General features: G+C 57.9%; 30 protein-coding genes and 3 tRNA genes. 23 read left to right on the top strand and 10 right to left on the bottom strand.

Annotated elements, in window-relative coordinates; all coding sequences use genetic code 11:
• Positions 1-135 precede the first annotated feature (135 nt).
• The 6 genes from AC4OR5_RS19925 to AC4OR5_RS19900 all read right to left on the bottom strand — a co-directional run bounded on the left by AC4OR5_RS19925 (position 136) and on the right by AC4OR5_RS19900 (position 3,282).
• Positions 136-312 carry a hypothetical protein gene (locus AC4OR5_RS19925; protein WP_023106487.1) on the bottom strand — a complete coding sequence of 59 codons (177 nt, stop codon included), beginning with the start codon at positions 310-312 and terminating at the stop codon, positions 136-138.
• Positions 313-344: 32 nt separating this feature from the next.
• A complete protein-coding gene (locus AC4OR5_RS19920) occupies positions 345-644 on the bottom strand; it encodes an XkdD/Y8K6 family phage-associated protein (RefSeq protein ID WP_023106488.1) in 300 nt (99 codons plus the stop codon).
• Positions 645-660: 16 nt separating this feature from the next.
• Positions 661-924, bottom strand: a complete 264-nt coding sequence (locus tag AC4OR5_RS19915; protein WP_079456173.1) for a DUF551 domain-containing protein — start codon at positions 922-924, stop codon at positions 661-663.
• A 182-nt stretch (positions 925-1,106) separates the two neighbouring features.
• The gene (locus tag AC4OR5_RS19910; protein ID WP_491952846.1) at positions 1,107-2,240 is read right to left on the bottom strand and encodes a DUF7666 domain-containing protein; all 1,134 of its coding nucleotides are present in this window, start codon (positions 2,238-2,240) and stop codon (positions 1,107-1,109) included.
• Between the two features lie 385 nt (positions 2,241-2,625).
• Positions 2,626-2,790: a hypothetical protein gene (locus tag AC4OR5_RS19905; RefSeq protein ID WP_153574973.1), complete on the bottom strand. Its 165-nt coding sequence runs from the start codon at positions 2,788-2,790 to the stop codon at positions 2,626-2,628.
• Positions 2,791-3,075: 285 nt separating this feature from the next.
• Positions 3,076-3,282 (bottom strand): hypothetical protein, encoded by a 207-nt coding sequence (locus tag AC4OR5_RS19900; RefSeq protein WP_058343443.1) that lies wholly within the window; start codon positions 3,280-3,282, stop codon positions 3,076-3,078.
• Between the two features lie 921 nt (positions 3,283-4,203).
• On the opposite strand from AC4OR5_RS19900, the gene AC4OR5_RS19895 reads away from it, so the two are divergent.
• On the top strand, positions 4,204-4,530 hold the full coding sequence (locus tag AC4OR5_RS19895; protein ID WP_023120648.1) for a DUF1654 domain-containing protein: 327 nt from the start codon (positions 4,204-4,206) through the stop codon (positions 4,528-4,530).
• Between the two features lie 52 nt (positions 4,531-4,582).
• On the opposite strand, the gene AC4OR5_RS19890 is transcribed toward AC4OR5_RS19895, so the two are convergent.
• The 4 genes from AC4OR5_RS19890 to AC4OR5_RS19875 all read right to left on the bottom strand — a co-directional run bounded on the left by AC4OR5_RS19890 (position 4,583) and on the right by AC4OR5_RS19875 (position 7,561).
• Positions 4,583-5,161, bottom strand: a complete 579-nt coding sequence (locus AC4OR5_RS19890) for a hypothetical protein (protein WP_033945903.1) — start codon at positions 5,159-5,161, stop codon at positions 4,583-4,585.
• Between the two features lie 196 nt (positions 5,162-5,357).
• Complete coding sequence (locus AC4OR5_RS19885; protein WP_158025314.1) at positions 5,358-6,032, bottom strand: DUF1828 domain-containing protein; 675 nt, start codon at positions 6,030-6,032, stop codon at positions 5,358-5,360.
• A 78-nt stretch (positions 6,033-6,110) separates the two neighbouring features.
• Complete coding sequence (locus AC4OR5_RS19880; RefSeq protein WP_126585035.1) at positions 6,111-6,599, bottom strand: hypothetical protein; 489 nt, start codon at positions 6,597-6,599, stop codon at positions 6,111-6,113.
• 128 nt (positions 6,600-6,727) lie between these two features.
• Positions 6,728-7,561, bottom strand: a complete 834-nt coding sequence (locus tag AC4OR5_RS19875; RefSeq protein ID WP_031657199.1) for an XRE family transcriptional regulator — start codon at positions 7,559-7,561, stop codon at positions 6,728-6,730.
• Positions 7,562-7,650: 89 nt separating this feature from the next.
• Between AC4OR5_RS19875 and AC4OR5_RS19870 the strand changes: the two genes are divergently transcribed.
• From AC4OR5_RS19870 to AC4OR5_RS19765, 22 genes are all read left to right on the top strand, one after another.
• Positions 7,651-7,830, top strand: coding sequence for a Cro/CI family transcriptional regulator (locus tag AC4OR5_RS19870; protein WP_023082532.1), 180 nt, complete (start codon positions 7,651-7,653; stop codon positions 7,828-7,830).
• Positions 7,831-7,862: 32 nt separating this feature from the next.
• Positions 7,863-8,207: a hypothetical protein gene (locus tag AC4OR5_RS19865; protein ID WP_003140701.1), complete on the top strand. Its 345-nt coding sequence runs from the start codon at positions 7,863-7,865 to the stop codon at positions 8,205-8,207.
• A gap of 336 nt (positions 8,208-8,543) precedes the next feature.
• On the top strand, positions 8,544-9,008 hold the full coding sequence (locus AC4OR5_RS19860) for a YmfL family putative regulatory protein (protein WP_491952845.1): 465 nt from the start codon (positions 8,544-8,546) through the stop codon (positions 9,006-9,008).
• 190 nt (positions 9,009-9,198) lie between these two features.
• Positions 9,199-9,945 carry an HNH endonuclease gene (locus AC4OR5_RS19855; protein ID WP_010792320.1) on the top strand — a complete coding sequence of 249 codons (747 nt, stop codon included), beginning with the start codon at positions 9,199-9,201 and terminating at the stop codon, positions 9,943-9,945.
• Positions 9,938-10,786: a hypothetical protein gene (locus AC4OR5_RS19850; RefSeq protein WP_023102149.1), complete on the top strand. Its 849-nt coding sequence runs from the start codon at positions 9,938-9,940 to the stop codon at positions 10,784-10,786. Before AC4OR5_RS19855 ends, AC4OR5_RS19850 begins: the two co-directional genes overlap by 8 nt.
• Positions 10,776-12,176: a DnaB-like helicase C-terminal domain-containing protein gene (locus AC4OR5_RS19845; protein WP_023102148.1), complete on the top strand. Its 1,401-nt coding sequence runs from the start codon at positions 10,776-10,778 to the stop codon at positions 12,174-12,176. The genes AC4OR5_RS19850 and AC4OR5_RS19845 overlap by 11 nt, the downstream gene beginning before the upstream one ends.
• A 139-nt stretch (positions 12,177-12,315) precedes the next feature.
• The gene (locus AC4OR5_RS19840) at positions 12,316-12,798 is read left to right on the top strand and encodes a hypothetical protein (RefSeq protein WP_174217263.1); all 483 of its coding nucleotides are present in this window, start codon (positions 12,316-12,318) and stop codon (positions 12,796-12,798) included.
• Between the two features lies 1 nt (position 12,799).
• Positions 12,800-13,006 (top strand): TraR/DksA family transcriptional regulator, encoded by a 207-nt coding sequence (locus AC4OR5_RS19835; RefSeq protein WP_491952844.1) that lies wholly within the window; start codon positions 12,800-12,802, stop codon positions 13,004-13,006.
• A complete protein-coding gene (locus AC4OR5_RS19830) occupies positions 12,999-13,469 on the top strand; it encodes a hypothetical protein (RefSeq protein ID WP_024007938.1) in 471 nt (156 codons plus the stop codon). The genes AC4OR5_RS19835 and AC4OR5_RS19830 overlap by 8 nt, the downstream gene beginning before the upstream one ends.
• Positions 13,466-14,050, top strand: a complete 585-nt coding sequence (locus tag AC4OR5_RS19825) for a recombination protein NinG (RefSeq protein ID WP_491952843.1) — start codon at positions 13,466-13,468, stop codon at positions 14,048-14,050. The genes AC4OR5_RS19830 and AC4OR5_RS19825 overlap by 4 nt, the downstream gene beginning before the upstream one ends.
• Positions 14,050-14,367 carry a hypothetical protein gene (locus tag AC4OR5_RS19820; protein ID WP_491952842.1) on the top strand — a complete coding sequence of 106 codons (318 nt, stop codon included), beginning with the start codon at positions 14,050-14,052 and terminating at the stop codon, positions 14,365-14,367. The genes AC4OR5_RS19825 and AC4OR5_RS19820 overlap by 1 nt, the downstream gene beginning before the upstream one ends.
• Positions 14,368-14,434: 67 nt before the next feature.
• On the top strand, positions 14,435-15,013 hold the full coding sequence (locus AC4OR5_RS19815) for a hypothetical protein (protein ID WP_216578774.1): 579 nt from the start codon (positions 14,435-14,437) through the stop codon (positions 15,011-15,013).
• An 816-nt stretch (positions 15,014-15,829) separates the two neighbouring features.
• Positions 15,830-15,905: transfer RNA gene (locus AC4OR5_RS19810), tRNA-Gly, on the top strand.
• A 12-nt stretch (positions 15,906-15,917) separates the two neighbouring features.
• Positions 15,918-15,992: transfer RNA gene (locus AC4OR5_RS19805), tRNA-Asn, on the top strand.
• A gap of 4 nt (positions 15,993-15,996) precedes the next feature.
• A tRNA-Thr gene (locus AC4OR5_RS19800) sits at positions 15,997-16,072 on the top strand.
• 119 nt (positions 16,073-16,191) lie between these two features.
• A complete protein-coding gene (locus AC4OR5_RS19795) occupies positions 16,192-17,406 on the top strand; it encodes an RNA-guided endonuclease InsQ/TnpB family protein (protein ID WP_491952841.1) in 1,215 nt (404 codons plus the stop codon).
• 74 nt (positions 17,407-17,480) lie between these two features.
• Positions 17,481-17,849 carry a putative holin gene (locus AC4OR5_RS19790; protein ID WP_023104105.1) on the top strand — a complete coding sequence of 123 codons (369 nt, stop codon included), beginning with the start codon at positions 17,481-17,483 and terminating at the stop codon, positions 17,847-17,849.
• Positions 17,842-18,126: a phage holin family protein gene (locus AC4OR5_RS19785; RefSeq protein WP_003101053.1), complete on the top strand. Its 285-nt coding sequence runs from the start codon at positions 17,842-17,844 to the stop codon at positions 18,124-18,126. Before AC4OR5_RS19790 ends, AC4OR5_RS19785 begins: the two co-directional genes overlap by 8 nt.
• 117 nt (positions 18,127-18,243) lie before the next feature.
• A complete protein-coding gene (locus tag AC4OR5_RS19780) occupies positions 18,244-18,462 on the top strand; it encodes a hypothetical protein (RefSeq protein ID WP_491952840.1) in 219 nt (72 codons plus the stop codon).
• A 247-nt stretch (positions 18,463-18,709) separates the two neighbouring features.
• On the top strand, positions 18,710-18,970 hold the full coding sequence (locus AC4OR5_RS19775; RefSeq protein WP_121402077.1) for a hypothetical protein: 261 nt from the start codon (positions 18,710-18,712) through the stop codon (positions 18,968-18,970).
• Complete coding sequence (locus AC4OR5_RS19770) at positions 18,963-19,277, top strand: HNH endonuclease (RefSeq protein WP_031299274.1); 315 nt, start codon at positions 18,963-18,965, stop codon at positions 19,275-19,277. The genes AC4OR5_RS19775 and AC4OR5_RS19770 overlap by 8 nt, the downstream gene beginning before the upstream one ends.
• A gap of 212 nt (positions 19,278-19,489) precedes the next feature.
• Positions 19,490-19,870 carry a hypothetical protein gene (locus tag AC4OR5_RS19765; protein ID WP_012614015.1) on the top strand — a complete coding sequence of 127 codons (381 nt, stop codon included), beginning with the start codon at positions 19,490-19,492 and terminating at the stop codon, positions 19,868-19,870.

Below are 19,870 nucleotides of genomic sequence, written 5' to 3'. Positions count from 1 at the left end.
TTCGCTGCGCAGTTTCTCTCTGCGTCGGATTCGGTGGCGCCACCTATAGCTACTAGGCTAGAGAAGCATCCAGAAGCTGCCGCGCTGCTCGCTTGAGCATCATCCCCATTGAAGGGTGGCGTCCTTGCCGGGGAGTCAGTCGTGGCGCTCGGTATATGATCCCCAAGCTGCCTCTTGTTCAAACCACTCGCCTTCGGCCAACTTCTCGGGCCAGCCGGGAGCGCCCTGGTTCTGCAGCCAGAATCTGGCAAATTGGTCCAGTTCCGCCTTGCGTCGCTCAACGTATTCGAGCGCTGTGATTTGGTCGCTCATCTCTCCTCCAATGTGTATGCGCCAGGGCGCGGTTAGGCGGTGGCCTTGGCGATTGCGGCGCGCGCTAACTTGTTCGTTGTCTCTATCGCAGGGTCGCCAAGATTGTTCCGGGTCATGTAGTCGGACTTCTCGCGCTCCATGGCTATCAGGGCCTCCAGCAGGTCCGGCGCCGCAGCGATCAGGCGGGCGTTTGCTTCCTGTTGCTCTTGCTGCTCGGTAGGTCCGCAGGCTGCGACTTCCTGAAGCAAACCGCCACCGATGCGCGCCTCGATGTATTTGGTGTAGCTCTCACGGCCATTGACGAACCAAGGCCCCGGCGTATGCTTGCTCATTCTGTCCTCCTGCCTGTCAGGCGTCTTGCGGTGGTGCGGGTAGGGGCATCCAGTGGGTGGTTTCAGGCCGTTTTACATGGCCAGGTCCATCGGCACAGGTTTCGATGTGCTGGCAAGAGTCCTCAGCCACCATCCAGAAACCGCCTTCATCCGAGCTTTCGTCAGTTTCCCAGCGGTCGAACTCGGGAGCGAAGCAGTCCCATCCCGGCCACTTTCTCCAGACCATGACTTCACCCAAGTTCTCTGGGTGCCTGTCGCTGCACTTTATCCACTCACTCATCTCTCACCTCACCAATACATAGTCAGAAACAGCACCACGAACAGCGCTGCGAACTCGCCAAGGTCTGGCATGGATTCCTCTCTTGCCGTATCAGGGCAAATGGAGCGAACGCCGGGCGCCTCCCCGGATGCGTCAGGTCTGGCTGCGCTAGCCCCTCGACTCTTTCGCTGTTCGATGGCGGCTCACTCGTCGAATTCGACGAACTCGCCCTCGGCACTCAACTGGTACCAGGTGTCCGGCTTTACGCCGTTCTCGCCGACCTTGCTGGCGCGGATATGGATGAGGCGCCCCTCGTCGTCACGATGACATAGGACGATGGCGCTACCAGCAGATGCGCGAGCGCGGCCTTCGGTGCCCAGGGATGCGGCGACGGACTCCTTGCCGCTGACCTCGGCTGCCGATTGGTAGCCGGTGTTCGACGCTGCCGAGTAGTCGCCGGTGTTCGACGCTGCCGAGTAGTCGCCGGTGTTCGACGCTGCCGAGTAGTTTCCGGTGTTCGACGCTGCCGAGTAGTTTCCGGTGTTCGACGCTGCCGAGTAGTTTCCGGTGTTCGACGCTGCCGAGCGGTAGCCGGTGTTCGACGCTGCCGAGCGGTAGCCGGTGTTCGACGCTGCCGAGTAGTTTCCGGTGTTCGACGCTGCCGAGTAGTTTCCGGTGTTCGACGCTGCCGAGTAGTTTCCGGTGTTCGACGCTGCCGAGTGGTCGCCGGTGTTCGACGCTGCCGAGTAGTCGCCGGTGTTCGACGCTGCCGAGTAGTTTCCGGTGTTCGACGCTGCCGAGCGGTAGCCGGTGTTCGACGCTGCCGAGTAGTTTCCGGTGTTCGACGCTGCCGAGTAGTTTCCGGTGTTCGACGCTGCCGAGTAGTTTCCGGTGTTCGACGCTGCCGAGTGGTCGCCGGTGTTCGACGCTGCCGAGCGGTAGCCGGTGTTCGACGCTGTTTCGCCCACCACCGTCTGCTCAACCGACTTATCTACCTTGCTCATGATCCAGTCGATGGCCCTCGAGATCATGGTCGGCATGTTTATTTCCGCCTCCACCACCAGGGTTGCGCTGGCGATCTTGCTGTCATCGTCGTGACGGCTCAGTTGTCCCGAAGCCTTCACGATGGCGAATCGGCTGTCGCCTGGGGCGTAGTAGCCGAAGACATCAAGGGGATACTCGCAGGAGTGGAAGCCCGAAGCGCATGCCTCTACCTCACCCTCGTGCTTATAGGTGCCGCCGATCTCGAACTGGTAGCCGCGGCAGGTCAGGTCCTGCTTGAATCCCTTGTAAGCGGTCACGACCTCTTCGGACGCAGCCTTGTTCTTGCTCGCCATCGCAATTCTCCGTTTTAGGTTTGCCCTGGGCTGGGCGATAGGGCGCCCGGATGGGCAAATGGGTTGGAGCTGGTGATGCCCTGCTACCGGCAGGGCGGCGGGTTAAGAGTTCAGCCACTCCTCGAAGGTCTTCACCGTCCAGCCGAGGTCGGTGGCGCAGCGGACGTAGATTTCGTAGCGGTCACGAAGGCTTTGCATGTTGGTGTCTCCTTTGGTGATGCCCCGGCGTACCGGGGCGGTGCTTACTCTGCGATTTCAATTCCAAGCGCCTCTAATACGCAGGCAGCCAGAAGAGCGATTTGATCGTTGTCTAGCTCTGACGGGTCAAAGCCCGCCGACCTCATGTGGTCGGCTATTGCTTCGATCTGCTCATATGTGAGGCTCATTACGCCAGCACCTTCAGCGGTGCTGCAAAGGCGTCGTGACCCATTTTCGTCAAGCGCTTGACCAGCTTTTTTGCCGCCTTACGATCGCGCAGTTTGCGGCTCATGCTGGTGCTGTAGCTGGCGCCCTTGTATTCGCGGATTTCGTAGCGGGTAACAGTTTTCATCGTCTTGCCCTCCAGGGCGTGTTGACTTCTTCGATGCCCCTCTTGCGAAGGGCATCTGAGAAATCGTTGATTCATGGGTTTATGCTGAGTAGAGATACCAAGGGTTTAAACCGTCCTTGTGCCTCCAGATGAATCGGTCAAGCTCATGCGAACATGGCGGTTTGAAAATGCAGATATTCCCGTCGACTTTCTCGCACCAACCGATCAGCTCGCCGGCTGGCTTGGTCATGTGCTGCTCACTGGCGAAGATGCGGCAGCCCCGCATCGGCTTGAAGAACTGGTACCTCACGCGTGCATCCGCACGGTGATGTAGCCGTTGCTGGCAACAACGTGGTCCCATCGGTTGAACCAGATGAGGTCGCCGAACTTCTTCATGGCGGCCTGGCGAACCTTCACCTCAACGTCCAGAGGCTGTTCACCGGCGTCCGGCAAGGCAAGCCATTGCAGGCTCTTGCCGTCGCTCAGGTGGGAATCGATATTGAATTGAGCCATTTCAGTCTCCTTAATAGGGTTTGCCAGCGTTGATGTATGCGCTTCCTGCTAGCTCGGTTAGAGCTACCAGCTGCCAGGAATCGATCGCTCCGCCGTAGTGCAATCCGCGCAACATCCCGACCGTTTCGTAGTACTCGATGCGCGCTCGGTGTACGTCGTTCTCCCTGCGGATGATTCGAAGAGACTGACGTAAAGCCAGTAAGGCCTTTTCATTCATCGTCTTGCCCTCCAGGGCGTGTTGACTTCTTCGATGCCCCTCTTGCGAAGGGCATCTGAGAAATCGGTGTTTCTCCCGCGTTCGCCTGCTGGGCTTCTACAACCCGCGGGTGGTGTGTCCTCACCACTGCCGATAGCAGCTCGGACTCGATGTGTTTGGCCTTGGGCTTCCCTCGCAACGCCTTCAATCGGCATACAGCGCTGGTCATGGGGTATCAGTGTTACTCCGCGCTTGAGTGCAGCCCGGCGGCCCGTTGAGTGGGGCACGTATGCGCGGATTGCCGACCCGAACATCGGCTGGGCTTAGTACTGCATTGGCTGTTTCCTCCTATTGGTGTCATCTCGGTCGCTTCTCCTTGTCGGGGTTCGTTCCCACTCCTGCGTTTGCTTCTTTGGTCTATTGGCAGGTGACTTGAGCGACGTCGCGTGCAACGCATGGGCTTGCACGGCTGGACTGTCCGGCCCAGCTCGGGCTGCGTCTTTTGCCTCTCCCAGCGTCTCGCGACGTTGGCGCAGCAGAGGGTTCCCAAATTGTCGAAAGAGCGGTCGGCTCGGTGGCCTGGCCAGCGGTGTTGCGCCTTCGCTGTATTGCTTGTGCTGTTCACAAGCCGGCTTGCATTTATAAAAGCATGCTTGTTTTTAGAATGCAAGCAATCTTGTGATGATTTTTAATACTGTATGAATGAACAGTACAAGGAGGGGCTTATGGCCAAGCAGAAGAAAGCGCAGCAACTCCAGCAGGAACTCACGGCTGCGGATCGCCTAGGACTGAGGGTATCGGCAATGATCAATGCGCCGAAGGCGCAGCTAGAACGCGCGGTGACTGTTCACCGGCTAGATACTGATACGGACGAGGCGTGGGAGGCCGTGATGGAGCTGATTGCGGAGGAGGATGGAGTTGAGCTGATTTTCAACGATGATGGCTCAGTGACCTTGCGGTGGGCGCTTAGGAACGAGGGTGAGCATCAAGCTATCTGTCCCGAGGTTGAGCCTGTGGAAGAGGGCGCGGAAGAGGATGAGACCCCATTCTGATTCCATGAAAAAGCCCGCGCTAAGCGGGCTGCGCGATCACGTTCAGGGGAGGCTAGAGCTTGGAGGCATCACTCTTGGTTTTTTCAGCGGCGGCCCGAGAGTTGGCCTCTGCGGCCGGCTTGTTGAGCACTATTGCGCCGAAGGTATTTATGTCTGTCGAGAATCGCTCAAGCGTAATGCTGACGCGCGCACCATCCCATACCAGAGTGTCGTTGGTGAAGGATGCCCCGGCCTTGGTTTTCACTGATGGTGCGGTGCGGGATGTGGGCTTTCCGTATTTCTCGGTGAAAAGCTCGGTCACTTTATCGAAATCATCGGTATTACCCGTAAGCATGAAGTATTCCACCTGGCTTTCGTTCAGCTTGGCGGAAAGGTGGTAGTTGTATCGAAGACCGATCGAGGGCTTTCCCTCAATCGTGTAAAGATTGCCATATGGTTTTTCCCGGCAAAGCTGTGTCTGCTGGAAACCAATCACGCCTGGCGCGCACTGAGGGAGCGCCATGATGCTGCTACTTTCGAAGGTCAGACCAAGGAAACTTGATGGCTCATGGGTCCATGCCTTTGCGGATGGCTTTGCGGCAAAGGCCGAACCTGATGCGAGGATAACTGCAAGGATGACTGCTGACTTCATAGGTACCTCCCTGTGAATTGAACCGCCATCCTACCACCCTGGCTCGTCGCCATCACGCGGGCGCGGACCTGCTCAGGTAGGCTCAGGATTCGGTGTCAGGCGGGAGGGGCAGCGCTGGGGCAGGGCTGTCGTCAACTCAGCGCAGAGCCGGAAGGGAAGGGCGGGAACGAAAAGCCCCGCGGGTGCGGGGCTTTGATCAATGTAGCGCTGGGCTGTAGTGCTTCTCGAAATCCGTCAGTCGTATCGTGCTGGCGATGTCTCCTAGTACGCTGATTTCTGCTTCGGCCCGCTCTTCTTGACCTCGATCATCGACGATAAACAGCAACTTAAGCGGATCTTCGCTGCGGTTAATGAGAACGGCTTTCCTAAGTCGAGCGTTCACCGACTGCGCCACAGGTCGGATTGCATCAACATAAGTATCTCCCCACAGGAAGTCGAAGGATATCTCGTTCTTCCCAATGGACACGGTAGCGTTCCTGACCAGTTGCTTCTCTGGCGCCTTGGCGCGGAGCAGCATCTCAATCTCTGACGTGAGAGAGAAGTCAGTATCGCCCTCACTGAAACGCTCGTCTTCCCAGGCGGCGATAGCCGCAAAGAGTTTGAGGATGCGGCCGCCCCATTCGGCCATATCCGATTGGAGGAACACAGCCTCAAACGATCCCGACTCGGTCAGGCTAAACCCATGCTTGATGGCTAGATTCTCTAGACCTTTCCAGTTTCGCTTATCACCGAGCTGATACCCCAGGCCGCTGAGAGCGAACATGGTGATCCCATCGTCAGTGAACTCAACCAGTTCTCCGCGGGGTATTAGGTAGAAATCCAGAGGTTTACCACCAGGGAGCACGATCGGAGTGCTGATATAGGTGGCCATGGCTCCGCCGGCCTGGACTGCCTGACAGTGCCATCCAGCTTTAGTGAAGAACGTTGAGCAGCCGAGAGTAGCCATGGATCACCCAAACAAATCATCAGTGAACGGAGCGCACAACTGACGGTGGTCATTGTCCAGGATTCTAGCGTGTCTGCGGAATCGCTCAATCCACCGATTGACGGTCGGCCCATCTAAATTGGCATGGACAATACGTGTGATCTGATCGAGCCGCGGATCGCCCAAATGGATGTGTGGTCCGAAGAAAACCACTCCATTCTCTGAATGCGAGCGCTCATGTTTGGGATAGATCTCTAGCATGAAGACCCTGCGCATCTCTCGCTGTTCTCGATACATGAGACCGTAGCTGATCCGGTCGCCCATCCTTCCAGGGCGATATTCTCCCTTGAATAGCAAACGAGGCAGAGTGACACGGCTTTCGTCCAGTAAAGCGCTGGTCGCTTCAAGCCATCCACTGTGATTTGGCCGCTCTCCCCATTCCAGCTCTTCGGAAAGGTATTTGATCTTTTTGCACCAATCCCGGCACTCATCAAGCCAAGTGGCCTTGTTCACTCCCTTGCTCCTTCGGCTATCTGACAACCGATCCCTTCAATTGCTCCATCACTCCCTTATGACCCGCCTATAGCTACAAATCCCCACCCCGCCAGATGACCTTGCCTATGATGCGGTGCCTCTGCCCATCACAGCCTTTTCGCGTTCCAGACCAGCAACACTCTGGCCTGGATGTAGGTTTCATCCACTCGAATATCCTCTGGAGGGTGGCTTGTATTGTCCGAGATCATCTTGAAGTGGTCTGACCCTTTCAACTGTAGGCGCTTGATATAGAAGAGTCCCTGCCAGGTGAACGCGTAGATACCGTCGCCGGTGAACTCGCGAATGCTGGCATCGACGATTAGCGGATCTAGGTTCTGGATGGTCGGGGCCATCGACTGTCCGTCGCCAGTGATTATCTTCAGATGTGATGGATCCTTGTACTTAACGCCAAGTTCGCGCAGATGCTGCTGGCTGACCGTGACATCGCGGAACATCTCTGGGAAATCTTGAACAACCTTTCCATTGCCCATCGCCCCCTGAACATCGTAATGAGCGATGCGAATCTCATCGCCCACCAGTGGCTTGCGGGAGAAGTCGGCGATGATCACATTGTCTGCGGCCTCCACCACGGGCTGATCATCCAGAGTGTCTAGCACTGCCTGCTCCAAGCGCTGCTGCTGATCGGGACGAAGCTTTTTGCCTTGCAACATTTGAAGGAACTTCTCTGCCGCACTGCTCGTTGCTTTTCGTCTAGGTGGCTCTCCTGAACCAGATAGAAGCCAGTCCACCGTCGTGTCATAGCCCTCGGCCAGAGCGGTCAAATTTTCATTTCTGATGTTTTCAGTGTCGCCGGCAAACCATTGCCTCACGGCCTCATAGCTGATGCCGCACGTGTTGGCGATATCTCGCTTTACCCCGCGGGGGCCGATCTCCGGCTTTCTGGCGAGTACGAGCTTGGTAATCCGGTCTGTGGTTTTCATGTTGAGAAATCTACAAGGTAGCTTGCCAAGCATGCTTGCTTTGTAATTGCAAGCATGCTTGAATTGGTGCGAGTGAACTGGAGTCGCCTATGACCAAGACCCAAGTGATCAGCCACTTCCGCGGCGTTTCGAAGGTAGCCAAAGCCCTCGGCATTACCTATGAGGCGGTGCGCCAGTGGCCAGAAGAAATTCCAAAACTCCGCCAGTACGAGATTGAGCGCATTACGAAAGGCGCCCTGAAGGTCGCTACTGAGCAGTCCGCCGCCTAACCCGATCCAATCTACCGGCCGGGAGGCCAGCCATGACCGAATTCATGCAAATCCTGATCTTTGGGACCTCGTTGGCGATGGCCTACTTCCTGGGCGCCACCTCGTCGAGGAAGAGCTCCAGTGAAATCCGGCTGATCGACAAGTGGCCAACGGCCTACATCCAGTTCGACTCAGGCATGAGCCAAGAGGATGCGCTGCGCTTCCTTGAGCTGGCCCGCGAAATGGTTCTGGCCGGGCCAGAGAAAGTGACTGCCGAGAATGCGCTGAAGGATGACGAGGAGAGCCGAGACGCTTTCTGGGCGCAGTCTCTCAAGACTGGTTTGGCCTCGTTCGAATCGCGTTCCAAGTCTTCACATAACCCTCGAGACCCCCAATGACTTCGTCCGGCAGTTGCGAGTACGCCAAGAACGATCGCATGTGCGCAATTTCGTTATCGAACCCGTCGAGAACCCTCCCGAGTTCCGCAGGTGTTAGCGAGCGTGCCATTGCCATAAGGAAGGCGTTGATACCCATCAGTTCGCCTTTCTGCGCGTTGATCGTCGCAACGATCTTGTCGATTTCATCAGTCATGCCCGGCCTCCGTGGCCTTTCCGTGTGGAAGCAGAAAGCTATCACGGATGCGCCGGACTCCACATTCGAAGCGCTGGCTTTCGCCGTTCCCTCAATTCACGGCTGACAGCGTATAGCACCGACCTCAAGGGAAGAACTAGAGCATGAAAACGCCCGTACTAGAGACCCGCAGAAAGGTAATGACCACGGTAGCCAATGCCTATCCGGGCGGTCGCGATTGCGCTGCCGCGCGGCTGGGGATTCCGCTGAAGCGCCTGGAGAACCAGATGTACGAAACGGCGGGCGTGAAGCCCCTTAGCGACGGCGACCTGTACGTCCTGGAGCAGGAGATGGGTACTTCCTATCTGCCTGACTACATCTGCGCGATGTACGGGGGAGTGTTTGTGCGGACGCCGGAAGCGGGCGATCTGGACAACGTAGACCTGCACCACCGTTCGCTGCGTACAGCGGTTAAGCGTGGCCGGGTTGATCAGATGATCGCTCTGGCCCTGGAGGACGGGGAGATCAGCGCTGACGAAGCGAAAGAGATTTTGGCCTTGGATGCCAAGCACATGGCCGCCAGGCATGAAGAGGTTCGGGCCGTGCTCGAACTGTACAGGGCGAAGTGACTATGCGCCCTCGTCTCACGAACTCTGACTACGCCGCAATGGCTAGCGCTGCTGAAGAGCTGGCGGGAATGGGTTCGAGTGAGTGGAGGCGCAGATACAACAAAGCCCTGAGCGACTACTACAGGGCTTTGTCGGTGCGCAAGCCAGTTGCAGCTGGCTTGCGCGTATAGCAATACGTGGAGACCTGAGTATGAGTTACAGAGAGAGCATTCGCAAGTCCGTGCGCTTTGAGGTGTTCAAGCGCGACAACTTCACTTGCCAGTACTGCGGCGCCAAGGCGCCTGACGTGGTCCTGCATGTCGATCACATCAACCCGGTGAGCAAGGGCGGCGACAACGAGATCATCAACCTGGTGACCGCCTGCCTGCCCTGCAATCTCGGCAAGTCGGATCGTCTGCTGTCGGACACCTCAATGCTGGATCGTCAGCGGGCCCAGTTGGAAGACCTGAACGAGCGCCGCGAGCAGCTGGAAATGATGCTGGCCTGGCGCGATGAGCTCCAGTCTTTCGGTGAAGAGACCGTACAGCTGATTGCCGATCGCATCACCGCGCGCATGGTCGGCCACTCGGTCAACGAGCACGGCAAGACGGTAATCCGCAAATGGATCAAGAAGTTCTCCGTCGAGGAGATCCTGGACGCCCTGGATATCGCCGCCGACAAGCTCAGCACTGCGCCCGATCAGGAGGAAGTGCTGGAGTGCTTCGATGCCATTCCTCGCATTTGCGTCACCCGGCGCCTTCCCGAAGCAAAGCAGAAAATGCTCTACGCCAGAGGAATCCTGCGCCGCCGGATTTATGTCAACGAAGCTCACGTCATGCCGCTGATGGCCAAGGCCATCGAGGCGGGTCTCGAGGTGGAAGAGCTGATCGAATTTGCGAAACAAGTGAAGAACTGGACCGAATTCCGGGCAGAGATGGAGGAAATCGCAAATGGCTAGGGCCCGCAACATCAAACCCGGAATCATGGCAAACGAAGACCTAGCAGAGCTAGATCCTCTCGCTCGCCTGCTGTTCATCTACCTCTGGATGTTGGCCGATCGGGAAGGGCGCCTTGAGGATCGCCCGAAACGGATCAAGGCCGAGGCACTTCCCTACGACAACGTAGACGCTGACTTGATGCTGGATGATCTGGCCAAGGCAGGGTTCATCCATCGCTATGAGGCTGCCGGGGTCAAGCTGATTCAGGTTCTTAACTTTGCCAAGCATCAGACACCTCATGTCCGTGAGCAGGCCAGTTCTCTCCCGGGCGTTGACGCAGAACACCCAAAGAGAGAACAAGGCACAACCAAGGAAGTGCCTGGTCACAACCAAGGCTGTGCTGAGCAATCGCCAAGATCGCCTGATTCTCTGATTCCGGATTCTCTGATTCCAGAGGAAGAGCATGTCGACGCTGACGCCTCGACCCATTCCGCTCCGCAGCAAGCAGCAGAGCAAGAGCCTGGCTCCGGCCAGACCGCACAGCTGTTCCAGATTGATCGCATCCCTTACGAGAAGATCCGCGACCTGTACAACCAGATCCTCGGCGGAAAGCTCAAGCGCTGCATGGGAGTGACGGAGGCTCACCGAAAGCACATCCGCGCAGCGTACAACCTCAAGCTCGATGGTGGGTTCCCAGTCCGTGACGGTGGACTGTCGTTTTGGGAAGGGCTGTTCAACGACGTTCTGGATTGCCCCTTCATGCTGGGCAACAACAACCGGGGGTGGCGCGCAGACTTCGAGTTCCTGACAACCGCCAGCAAGATCCAGCGCTTCATGGAGGGCAAGTACGATGCCGCATGAGCGTCCGCTGGTAGCGATGGAAGCTGAGCAGGGTGTGCTTGGCGCGCTGATGAAGAAACCGGAACTGTGCGAGGTTGTTGGGGCTTTCCTTTCCCCGACCGACTTCAGCCATGCCGACAACTCGGTGATCTACAGCCTGATCCTTGCCTGTCATTCGAAGGCCATCGTGCCTGATCCGCTTTCTCTGGCGGAGGCTAGGTCGGAGCTTCCAAGTGGCGCCTTTACGCTTGCATACGCCAACGATCTATGGCGCGAAGTTGCAAGCACAGCTAGCGCCGAAAACTTCGCCAGGATTGTCGTCGAGCGTGCAAAGGCTCGGGAGCTGTACGAAGCGGGCGAACGGATCATGAACATCGCCCTTCAGAGAGGGAAAATCCCGGACCAGGTGGCTGAAGCGCAGAGCATCGTTCTTGATCTCAACGCCCAGGACGACACTCCTGACGTGGTGACACTGCGCGAGGCAATGCTCCCAGTCTTCGACGAAATGGAAGTTCGCTGGAAGGGAACTCAGTCGGTCGGACTGAAGTTCAACCTGCCAGACCTCGATGCCGTTATCCAGGGATTGCGGCCCGGAAACCTGGCAATCATCGCTGGTCGGCCTGGCACGGGCAAGACGGTTCTCGGCGTGGGGATTGCTGACGAAATTGCCGTTCGCAACCGGGGCGCCGCGTTGATCTTCTCGCTGGAGATGTCTCAAGCCGAACTTGCAAAGCGCTCGCTCGCATCGCTTTCTGGTGTTTCGCAAGCGGCGATCGACTCAGGAAAAGCGCTGGAGTGCCAGGACTCTATTGCGCGCATGACTGCCGCAGTGGACCAAGTCTCCAGGGGTGATGTGCGAATTTGCGACAAGGGAGGACTGACTTTCAGTCGGATCTGCGCCATCGCCCGATTCCAGCATCGAGCAAAGCCGCTGAGCCTGATCGTCATCGACTATCTCGGGCTTATCACCTCCGATCCGAGTCACCGTCATCAGAACCGAAACCAAGAACTTGGCGCCATAAGCCGAGGGCTCAAGGCTCTCGCCAAAGAGCTTGGCATTCCAATTGTCGCGCTTGCTCAGCTCAATCGGAGCATCGAAACCCGGGCCGACGCCAAGCCAAAAATGAGCGACCTGCGCGATTCCGGCGAGATCGAACAAGACGCCGACGTGATCATCATGGCTCACCGGGACATGAGCACTGAGCGTGGACAGAACGGTATCACCGAGCTTGATGTCGTGAAGTGTCGCCACGCAAAGCCCGGCTTCTGCCTGTTGCAGTTCCAGGGCGAGTTCGCGCGCTTCGTCAGTTGCGCCCAGGACCGGGAAGAGCAGCAGGAGCAGACGGTTCGTCCGCAGCGTCCTTCCGCGCGATCAATGGTCGCCGACTTCAAGCCGCGAGGTGCCCAATGAAACGCTCCTTGACCGTAGTCGTAGGCGCCAAGCGCTTCACGATGATTCTGCTGGAGGACTGCGACCCGGTAGAGGTCGTGAAGAGCATTTGGCCTGAAGGGAGGATCGAGCAGTGACGCCCGCAAAACAGGAGTCCCTCATGCAGGGACAGACCGGCATCGCGAAGAAGGTCTATGAGTGCGTACCGATCTCTGAGCCCTGGCGTTCGTTCCAGGTGCTCACCGCGCTCCGCAACATGACCGGAAGCACGCCGGACGTTCGGATTGTCCAGGGCTGTCTGCGCGATCTGGTCGATTCCGGACTGATCCGCCGCACTGGTACTGACCACTACCAACGAATCCAAGTCGAGAAAAAGACCAAGCCTCAGGAGCCGAAGATGGGCGAGCCCGCGAAGAAGATCGAAACCCAGTCCGAGCCGAAGCGCTCCGCCTCCCCGCTGGAGATGTTGGGAGAGCTGGCAAACGAGCTCGCCGGCATGGCCGAGCACATGAAGCGCCTGTCTGATCGCATCGAGGACGTCGCGCTGGCAGTCGAGCAGGAGCGCGAATCGAGCGCCAAGTCGATGGAAAGCTATCGCCAACTCAAGGCACTGCTGAAGAGCCTGCAAGGGGAGGGCGAGTGACGTGGATATCGTAGACATCGCCAACGACTACGCCGAGCGTGAACTCGCTGACCGCCTGTACTCCCGAGTCAAGTACGTCGGCGAGAGCCTGTACGAATGTGAAGACTGCGGCGAGGAGATTCCGGTAGCGCGGCGCTCGATCGTTCCCGGGGTTCGTAAGTGCCGGGAATGCGCGGAACTGGCTGAGCGGAGGGCAAGCCGTGGCTGATCGAATCGCCGTAAACAGCGCCGCGCGCCTGTCCGAGGCGATCACCCGCCTGACCGCGATGTACCGCGAGAAAAAGTACGTCGTGGTTTCCCTTCGCCCCGGGAAGGACAGAACACTGGACCAGAACGCCCTATGGTTCGCGCTCTACCAGCGAATTGCCCAGATGACCGGAATGGATGACGTAGAGGACGCTCGCCGGTACTGCAAGCTCCATTTCGGTGTGCCGATCATGCGAGCAGCCGATGCCGATTTCCGCGATGGCTGGAACCGCCTGTTCTTGCACCTGGACTACGAAACCAAGATCCGCCTGATGGGCGCCTGCGCCATGTTCGGACCGGATGGCTTCCCCGTGACCAGGCTCTTCAACCGAGCCCAGGGCATCGCCTACACCGATGCCATCGTTGCTGAGTTCTCGGAGAAGGGTGTTTTCTTCAACGATCTGCTTAGCGAGGACGCAGCATGACGCTCCCAACTCGCCAAGCGAAGCTGCGGAAGTGCCAGAACCCTGCATGCGGCCAGGAGTTCACCCCTCGCTTCAGCAGCACGCAAAAGGTCTGCTCGCCAGCCTGCGCCCTGGCCATCAAGGACAAGCACGCCAAGCCGGCGCGGAAGGCCATCGCTGACCGCGAGCGGAGGGAGATCAAGGTTCGGAAGGAGAGGCTGAAGAGTCGGGCGGATCACCTGCGCGAGGCTCAGCAGGCGTTCAACGAGTTCATTCGCCTGCGCGACGCCGACCAGCCGTGCATCAGTTGTGGCCGCCACCACGATGGGCAGTACCACGCCGGGCATTACAGGACGGTTGCCGCCAGCCCTGAGCTGCGCTTCGAGCCGCTCAACGTGAACAAACAATGCGCCCCATGCAACAACCACAAGTCAGGCGACATCGTGAACTACCGGATCAACCTGGTGCGCAAGATCGGCGCCGAGAAAGTTGAGTGGCTGGAAGGCCATCATGAGCCACTGAAACTGACCATTGAAGAAATCAAAGCACTGAAGGCCAAGTTCCGGGCCTGGGTGCGAGAACTGAAGAGGAAGATCGCCTAATGAAAACCATCATTTCGATCGTTATCAGCCTAGCTCTGAGCTTCTCCCTGATCTCGGGAGTGGTGCAGTTGTCGCAGTTCGCCTTCTACGTGTGCGCCGCGGCTAATGTGCTGTCCTGGATTGTCGTTCTCACCGGTCAGGTCAAATACGACGTCGCAGAGAAAATTCGGAAGGGGGTATGGATCAGAATCCCGGCTTCGGTTTTCTACCTCTATGCCCTGATCTTCAGTGGTCATCCGCTTCTCGCGGCTTCTTCGTTCATGGTTCAGGCCTTCATCCTCGGCTTCGCGTTCAGCAAGCAAGCGAAACCTGCATGACGCTGGCGGAATACATCGCCCAGCAGTGGGCAATCCTTCGTGAATATGGGCTGATTAAGGGGGAAGCATGATCTACACCAGCATTCTGTCAGCGGTCGTCTCCGCCCTGGCGGCGGAAACCATCGACAACACTGCAAAGCAAGCCTGGCAGAAGCTCTACCAGCCGGGGTATGCCGACAGTGAGGGTTTAGCTGGGCTGATCAGGGGCTCGAACACTTCAGGCATCAAGCGCATCGACGCTGATTGCTGGGTGCACGCCCGGCTGCACAGCCAGCTCAAGCCGCGGCACTGGAACGCACTTGTGGCGAAGTACAGCACTCACAAGGCCAAGAAGGTCGAGTCCATCAGTGCGCTGGTGCCAGTTATCGCAAGCCACGCGCCTCAATTGTTCGTGATGAAAGCCGTAACTGCCTGGGCTATCCCGCAGTTGAAGGGAGTCGATGGGAAACGTTCCAGTGACATGATCGTCCTGCCTCAGCAGTTCTATGACATCAACTCTTGGGATTCCCAGGGGTTGAACAGGACTACCTACTGGAGGTGGAAGAAAGGTGTCGAGCGAACCCTGGATGAAATGATCAACGAGGCACTTAATGATTCTGAGAATATTCTACGAAGAGAAGGCATTTTGATTGCAGATGTGGCTTGACAGTGGCGCAACAATGCAACAAACTTTTCCCATCCTGCTGATCTTGCGCGTTTGAGGATTGGCGGCTTTGAGGCCCTGGCATCTGCCGGGGCTTTTTGTTTCGACGCAGGGTGGAGAAGTGGTAGATGGAGAAGGAGTGCACCAAGTGCGGCACCCTAAAACCATTGGCCCAATTCCCTCTCAGAGGTGAAGGTCGTCGGCATTCCCAATGCAACGCCTGTAAGGCTTTCGCTACAAAGCTGCACTACCAGAGAAATAAAGAGGCGTATGTGCGACGGGCGAAAGCCAGAAAGTCAGCACTCAAGGATGATTTTAGAAAGCTGGTTGACGACCTTAAAAGCCATCCGTGCGGCGATTGCGGCCATAGCTTCCCGCCATTCGTGATGGACTTCGATCACCGCGAAGGTGAGTTGAAGACTGATAATGTTGCGAATCTTGTTGCCAGCCCTCACAGCATGAAAAAGCTGTTAGAGGAAATAGCGAAATGCGATCTAGTCTGTGCAAACTGCCACCGAATCAGGACGCATGCGCGCCGCCACAAACCAGCACCTAGCGCATGAGTCAGCCCTTGCTACCAAATCCCTTCGGGTTGCGACTACGCGGCCGAGGATGGTCAAAGGTGGGTGCCCGGCCCTACCGCGACTAATACTCCGGGATCGCCTTGGACACGCAGGCTTTAAAGTGAAGTGGGAGCCGGTGGAACCCCGGCATTCACGCATGCGGCAGAAGAAAGCAAGGGTCACCACTGGTGATCAAGGCGAAAGTCCCGGCTACTTGCTCTGCGGGCGTGACGCCGGCTAGTCCGGCACCTATTCCGCGGCTCTAGCTCAACTGGCAGAGCGCTGTCCTTCCAAGTCAGATGTTGCGGGTTCAAGTCCCGCGAGCCGCTCCAAACTCGATTCAATGACGTGTAGCTCAGAGGTAGAGCGGTCGGCTGTTACCCGATTGGTCGATGGTTCGATCCCATCCGCGTCAGCCAATAAGCCGGTATGGCGCAACAGGGAGCGCTGCTGATTTGTAATCAGAGGGTTGCGGGTTCGACTCCTGCTGCCGGCACCACACTACAAGGCCCAGGCAATGACCTGGTGCGCGGCAAGCCCCGCCATTCAGGGCGTGGAAGGATAGCGCGGGACGCGTAGCGTCCCTATACTCGATCTGTACGGATAGACAGCATTCCCATGCAGCGCCTCCAAGCCTTCAAATACGAACTGATGCCGACCGGCGAACAGCATCGCCAGATGCGCCGCTTCGCTGGCTCCTGCCGGTTCGTTTTCAACAAGGCGCTGGCGTTGCAGAAGGAGCGCTACGAGCAAGGCGAGAAGAAGTTGGCCTATGCCGGGTTGTGCAAGAAGCTCACGGCGTGGCGCAATGGGCCTGAAACGCCGTGGCTAAAGGATGCGCCCGTGCATCCGCTGCAACAGACGCTCAAGGATCTGGAACGGGCCTATAGCAACTTCTTCGCCAAGCGGGCCGACTTGCCGTGCTTCAAGAAGAAAGGCCAGCGCGACAGCTTCCGCTATCCCGACCCAAAGCAGATCAAGCTCGACCAAGCCAACAGCCGGATATTTCTGCCCAAACTCGGCTGGCTGCGTTATCGCAACAGCCGGGACGTGCTGGGAGAGTTGCGCAACGTCACGGTCAGCCTGAGCGGCGGCAAATGGTTCGTGTCTATCCAGACGGCCCGCGAGATCGAGCAGCCCGTACCGCAGGCTACTAGCAGTGTCGGGATCGACATGGGTATAGCCCGTTTCGCCACACTCTCGGACGGCACGTTCTACACTCCACTCAACAGCTTCAAGCGGCATGAGACCGCATTGCGCAAGGCGCAACAGTCGATGAGCCGCAAAACCAAATTCAGTAACAACTGGAAGAAGGCCAAGACCCGCGTCCAGAAAGTCCATTCCCGCATCGGCAATGCCCGCCGCGACTACCTGCACAAGACCACGACCACGATCAGCCAAAACCACGCGATGGTGTGTATCGAGGATTTACAGGTGCGGAACATGTCCAAGTCGGCGGCAGGCACAGCAGAGGCACCGGGAAGAAACGTTCGGGTCAAGTCTGGCCTGAACAAAGCCATCCTCGATCAAGGCTGGTTCGAGTTCCGCCGCCAACTGGATTATAAGCTGGCGTGGAACGGCGGATACCTCATCGCTGTGCCGCCGCAGAACACCAGTCGCACTTGCCCATGTTGCGGCCATGTGTCGGCGAATAATCGCCAGACGCAGGCCCGGTTCGAGTGTGTGGAATGCGGTTTCGAGGAAAATGCCGACGTGGTGGGCGCGATCAATATTCTAAGGGCGGGGCACGCCCGGTTCGCCTGTGAAGTGAGTGGTGAGGTAATGCCGCCAGCAGCAGGAACCCGCCGAAGTGAGTTAGTCCATCCGGGCTGAACACGGTAGGAATCCCCTCACTTTAGGGAGGGGAGGATGTCAACTGGGCTTTTCTGCATCTGGAGTACGTGAATATGGCCGAGCCGAGTGGTGCGGTAGCAGTCGCCGGCCTGGTCGGTATTGGTGCGTCTGCATTGATCCCTGGCATTGATGCCAATGCGGTGATCGGTGCTTTTGCTGGGGCTATCTTCTTCGTGGTGTATGCCAAGGACATCTCGGCCTGGGCTCGCCTTGGTTACTTCGCTGCGTCCTGGATCGTTGGCTACTACGTCGCCGGCGAAGTCATTGGGCGGGAGTGGGCAAGAACATCGGGCCTGGTTGCCTTTGGTGGGGCATTGTTCTGCGTCGCAGTGGGCACCAGCTTGCTGGAGTGGGTGCAGGGGGGGAAGACGCCTGGTTGGCTCCGCTTCATAGCGGACCGCTTTGGAGGTCGTAATGGTTGACCCTTGGACTCTGGTAGCCGCGATGATTTGCGGCGCCATCTGCATGCGGCTGGCGACATACCGCCGGCAAGGCGCGAGGTATCGCCGGGGAGTGTCTTGGCTCGCATACCTGCTGTGCGTTGGCAGCGGGTGTTTTGCCCTGAGCGTGATGCTTGATGCACTCCACGGCTACAGACTGAATCCTGTCTCCCCCTGGCTGACCCTGGTGCTGGCGATCCTGCTCGGCCTTGTGTGTCGTGCACGGGGGAACCTGGCCCACATTCTGAGAGTGTATTGATGACCAAGTGCACCTTTTGCAACAAGACACGCGAATGGGCGAAGAAGTGGGCTCGTGTCGCGGTAGAGCGCGCGGCCTCTGCTATGACCGCCAAGCCGAAGCGTCCTGGAGCAAGCGATGACTGAAGCCGAGGAAGAGGTTCGGGTCATCCTGCGCGATCTCCTCGTTGAGCAGCGCTTGACTAACCAGTTGCTGAACCTGCTGATCCAGGCTCTGGCCGAAGATGGCGAGGATCCTGACGCCATGCCAACCAGCTATCTGGATGGAACACCGATCCAAGGGCATCAGCCGGTACGCAGTAATAGCCTTTTGGCAACGCCGCCAGGGGAACGATGATGTCGACGTTTATGGGCTCCGCTAGGGAAACCCAGATAGCTGCTGTTCGAGTCCGTCGCGGATGGTTCGGCAAGCTGGTTGTCCAGGTTCGCTACAAGATAGAGCGCCCCGAAAGCCCACTCCCTGGCCGGGAGCTGATCTACCACGTATGCGGGCTCTCCCCATGGCGAGACGCTAACGCAAATGATCTCGCAGAGTCCCTGCTGGTCGCGAAGCTCATCGGTATGTCTGATGAAGGAAAGCCCACATGAAGAGTCACCCGATCCCTGCAGGAGTCGAGGTCAACCCCAATCGGCCCTGGACGCCTGATGATATTGCTGGGTACAGCGGCGAGGTAGTGAGTGCCATGAAGGTTCTCGAGCCTCTGCTGCGCTCCGGACTGCTGGCGCTCCATCCTGATGAATGGCAAGGCGGAAAGCTCTCGTTCCTCAGACCGGCACAAGCTAGGCGGCAAGGCTGGAATCCTCCGGATCAGGCGGCCTGCAATCAGGTATCCGGAAGTGCCTGACCTCCCTCAGCGTCACACCAAGCCCAAGGCCAAGGGAGTGACCAAGCACGAGGTAGAGGACAAGGCATGGGGGAATGGGCGTGGTGGCAGGCCGTGGCGCCGCAAGCGTGAGCGCATCCTCAAGCGGGATGGCTACATGTGCCAGTGTGCAGAGTGCAAGGGAGTGAAGAGGATCGCCACAGAGGTGGACCACATCATCCCGCTGAGCCAAGGCGGCACTGATGATGACTCGAACCTGATGGCTATTGCTGGATACCCCTGCCATGCGAGGAAGACGGCAAGGGAGTCGGCGGCATCTAGGGGATAGTCGGGTTTTCGCAGCACGAGAACACGACGATTCTAGATATTTACGAATAATGGTAGTGGTTTTCACTGTATGCGTGCGGTTTGACCGAAAAATCGAGTTAAATGAGAAAAAGTCTCATTTATAGGGGTGGGGCGGGTCAAAACCTTAGAACCTTTCGTTAGGACACCGCGCCACCAAAGCACTTTCCATTTCCACAGAATTTAGGTTTCAAGATGGCACGACACAAACAGCCAGATGTCGTCGCCAAGTTCAAAGGCGCCGACAAGAAAAACCCCCAGCGCTACCGGCAGGAGCCGGCAAAGGGAGAGGGGGAGGTCGGCGAAGCGCCCATCCATCTGCAAGGACCAGCTCGCCTCGCATGGAAAGAGTTGTGCGCTCAGTCGATCAAGGGCGTTCTGACGGGATCGGACCGGATCATCCTCGAGGTCACCGCGAACCTACTTGCTGAATACCGCGCCAATCCGACTGAGTTCGCGGTTGGCAAGTACACCCACCTAATCGGAAACCTGGCCCGGCTTGGACTAACGCCGTCCGACCGCCAGAAGTTCGGCCTGGAAAAGCCGAAGGAGAAGGACGAGTTCGAGGATTTCTGA

This window comes from Pseudomonas sp. YA1 (assembly GCF_058680555.1).
The sequence above is the reverse complement of the archived record's forward strand: the minus strand, read 5'-3'. Positions and strand labels throughout refer to the sequence as shown.

What these genes read in the sequence shown, in the direction of transcription:
- AC4OR5_RS19900 (WP_058343443.1), bottom strand. Translation starts at nt 3,282, where the DNA reads ATGGCTCAATTCAATATCGATTCCCACCTGAGCGACGGCAAGAGCCTG.
- AC4OR5_RS19765 (WP_012614015.1), top strand. Translation starts at nt 19,490, where the DNA reads ATGGCACGACACAAACAGCCAGATGTCGTCGCCAAGTTCAAAGGCGCC.
- AC4OR5_RS19825 (WP_491952843.1), top strand. Translation starts at nt 13,466, where the DNA reads ATGACGCTCCCAACTCGCCAAGCGAAGCTGCGGAAGTGCCAGAACCCT.
- AC4OR5_RS19860 (WP_491952845.1), top strand. Translation starts at nt 8,544, where the DNA reads ATGAAAACGCCCGTACTAGAGACCCGCAGAAAGGTAATGACCACGGTA.
- AC4OR5_RS19845 (WP_023102148.1), top strand. Translation starts at nt 10,776, where the DNA reads ATGCCGCATGAGCGTCCGCTGGTAGCGATGGAAGCTGAGCAGGGTGTG.
- AC4OR5_RS19785 (WP_003101053.1), top strand. Translation starts at nt 17,842, where the DNA reads ATGGTTGACCCTTGGACTCTGGTAGCCGCGATGATTTGCGGCGCCATC.
- AC4OR5_RS19795 (WP_491952841.1), top strand. Translation starts at nt 16,192, where the DNA reads ATGCAGCGCCTCCAAGCCTTCAAATACGAACTGATGCCGACCGGCGAA.
- AC4OR5_RS19920 (WP_023106488.1), bottom strand. Translation starts at nt 644, where the DNA reads ATGAGCAAGCATACGCCGGGGCCTTGGTTCGTCAATGGCCGTGAGAGC.
- AC4OR5_RS19915 (WP_079456173.1), bottom strand. Translation starts at nt 924, where the DNA reads ATGAGTGAGTGGATAAAGTGCAGCGACAGGCACCCAGAGAACTTGGGT.
- AC4OR5_RS19910 (WP_491952846.1), bottom strand. Translation starts at nt 2,240, where the DNA reads ATGGCGAGCAAGAACAAGGCTGCGTCCGAAGAGGTCGTGACCGCTTAC.
- AC4OR5_RS19865 (WP_003140701.1), top strand. Translation starts at nt 7,863, where the DNA reads ATGACCGAATTCATGCAAATCCTGATCTTTGGGACCTCGTTGGCGATG.
- AC4OR5_RS19905 (WP_153574973.1), bottom strand. Translation starts at nt 2,790, where the DNA reads ATGAAAACTGTTACCCGCTACGAAATCCGCGAATACAAGGGCGCCAGC.
- AC4OR5_RS19850 (WP_023102149.1), top strand. Translation starts at nt 9,938, where the DNA reads ATGGCTAGGGCCCGCAACATCAAACCCGGAATCATGGCAAACGAAGAC.
- AC4OR5_RS19885 (WP_158025314.1), bottom strand. Translation starts at nt 6,032, where the DNA reads ATGGCCACCTATATCAGCACTCCGATCGTGCTCCCTGGTGGTAAACCT.
- AC4OR5_RS19790 (WP_023104105.1), top strand. Translation starts at nt 17,481, where the DNA reads ATGGCCGAGCCGAGTGGTGCGGTAGCAGTCGCCGGCCTGGTCGGTATT.
- AC4OR5_RS19820 (WP_491952842.1), top strand. Translation starts at nt 14,050, where the DNA reads ATGAAAACCATCATTTCGATCGTTATCAGCCTAGCTCTGAGCTTCTCC.
- AC4OR5_RS19855 (WP_010792320.1), top strand. Translation starts at nt 9,199, where the DNA reads ATGAGTTACAGAGAGAGCATTCGCAAGTCCGTGCGCTTTGAGGTGTTC.
- AC4OR5_RS19895 (WP_023120648.1), top strand. Translation starts at nt 4,204, where the DNA reads ATGGCCAAGCAGAAGAAAGCGCAGCAACTCCAGCAGGAACTCACGGCT.
- AC4OR5_RS19890 (WP_033945903.1), bottom strand. Translation starts at nt 5,161, where the DNA reads ATGAAGTCAGCAGTCATCCTTGCAGTTATCCTCGCATCAGGTTCGGCC.
- AC4OR5_RS19815 (WP_216578774.1), top strand. Translation starts at nt 14,435, where the DNA reads ATGATCTACACCAGCATTCTGTCAGCGGTCGTCTCCGCCCTGGCGGCG.
- AC4OR5_RS19775 (WP_121402077.1), top strand. Translation starts at nt 18,710, where the DNA reads ATGAAGAGTCACCCGATCCCTGCAGGAGTCGAGGTCAACCCCAATCGG.
- AC4OR5_RS19840 (WP_174217263.1), top strand. Translation starts at nt 12,316, where the DNA reads ATGCAGGGACAGACCGGCATCGCGAAGAAGGTCTATGAGTGCGTACCG.
- AC4OR5_RS19870 (WP_023082532.1), top strand. Translation starts at nt 7,651, where the DNA reads ATGACCAAGACCCAAGTGATCAGCCACTTCCGCGGCGTTTCGAAGGTA.
- AC4OR5_RS19780 (WP_491952840.1), top strand. Translation starts at nt 18,244, where the DNA reads ATGACTGAAGCCGAGGAAGAGGTTCGGGTCATCCTGCGCGATCTCCTC.
- AC4OR5_RS19875 (WP_031657199.1), bottom strand. Translation starts at nt 7,561, where the DNA reads ATGAAAACCACAGACCGGATTACCAAGCTCGTACTCGCCAGAAAGCCG.
- AC4OR5_RS19925 (WP_023106487.1), bottom strand. Translation starts at nt 312, where the DNA reads ATGAGCGACCAAATCACAGCGCTCGAATACGTTGAGCGACGCAAGGCG.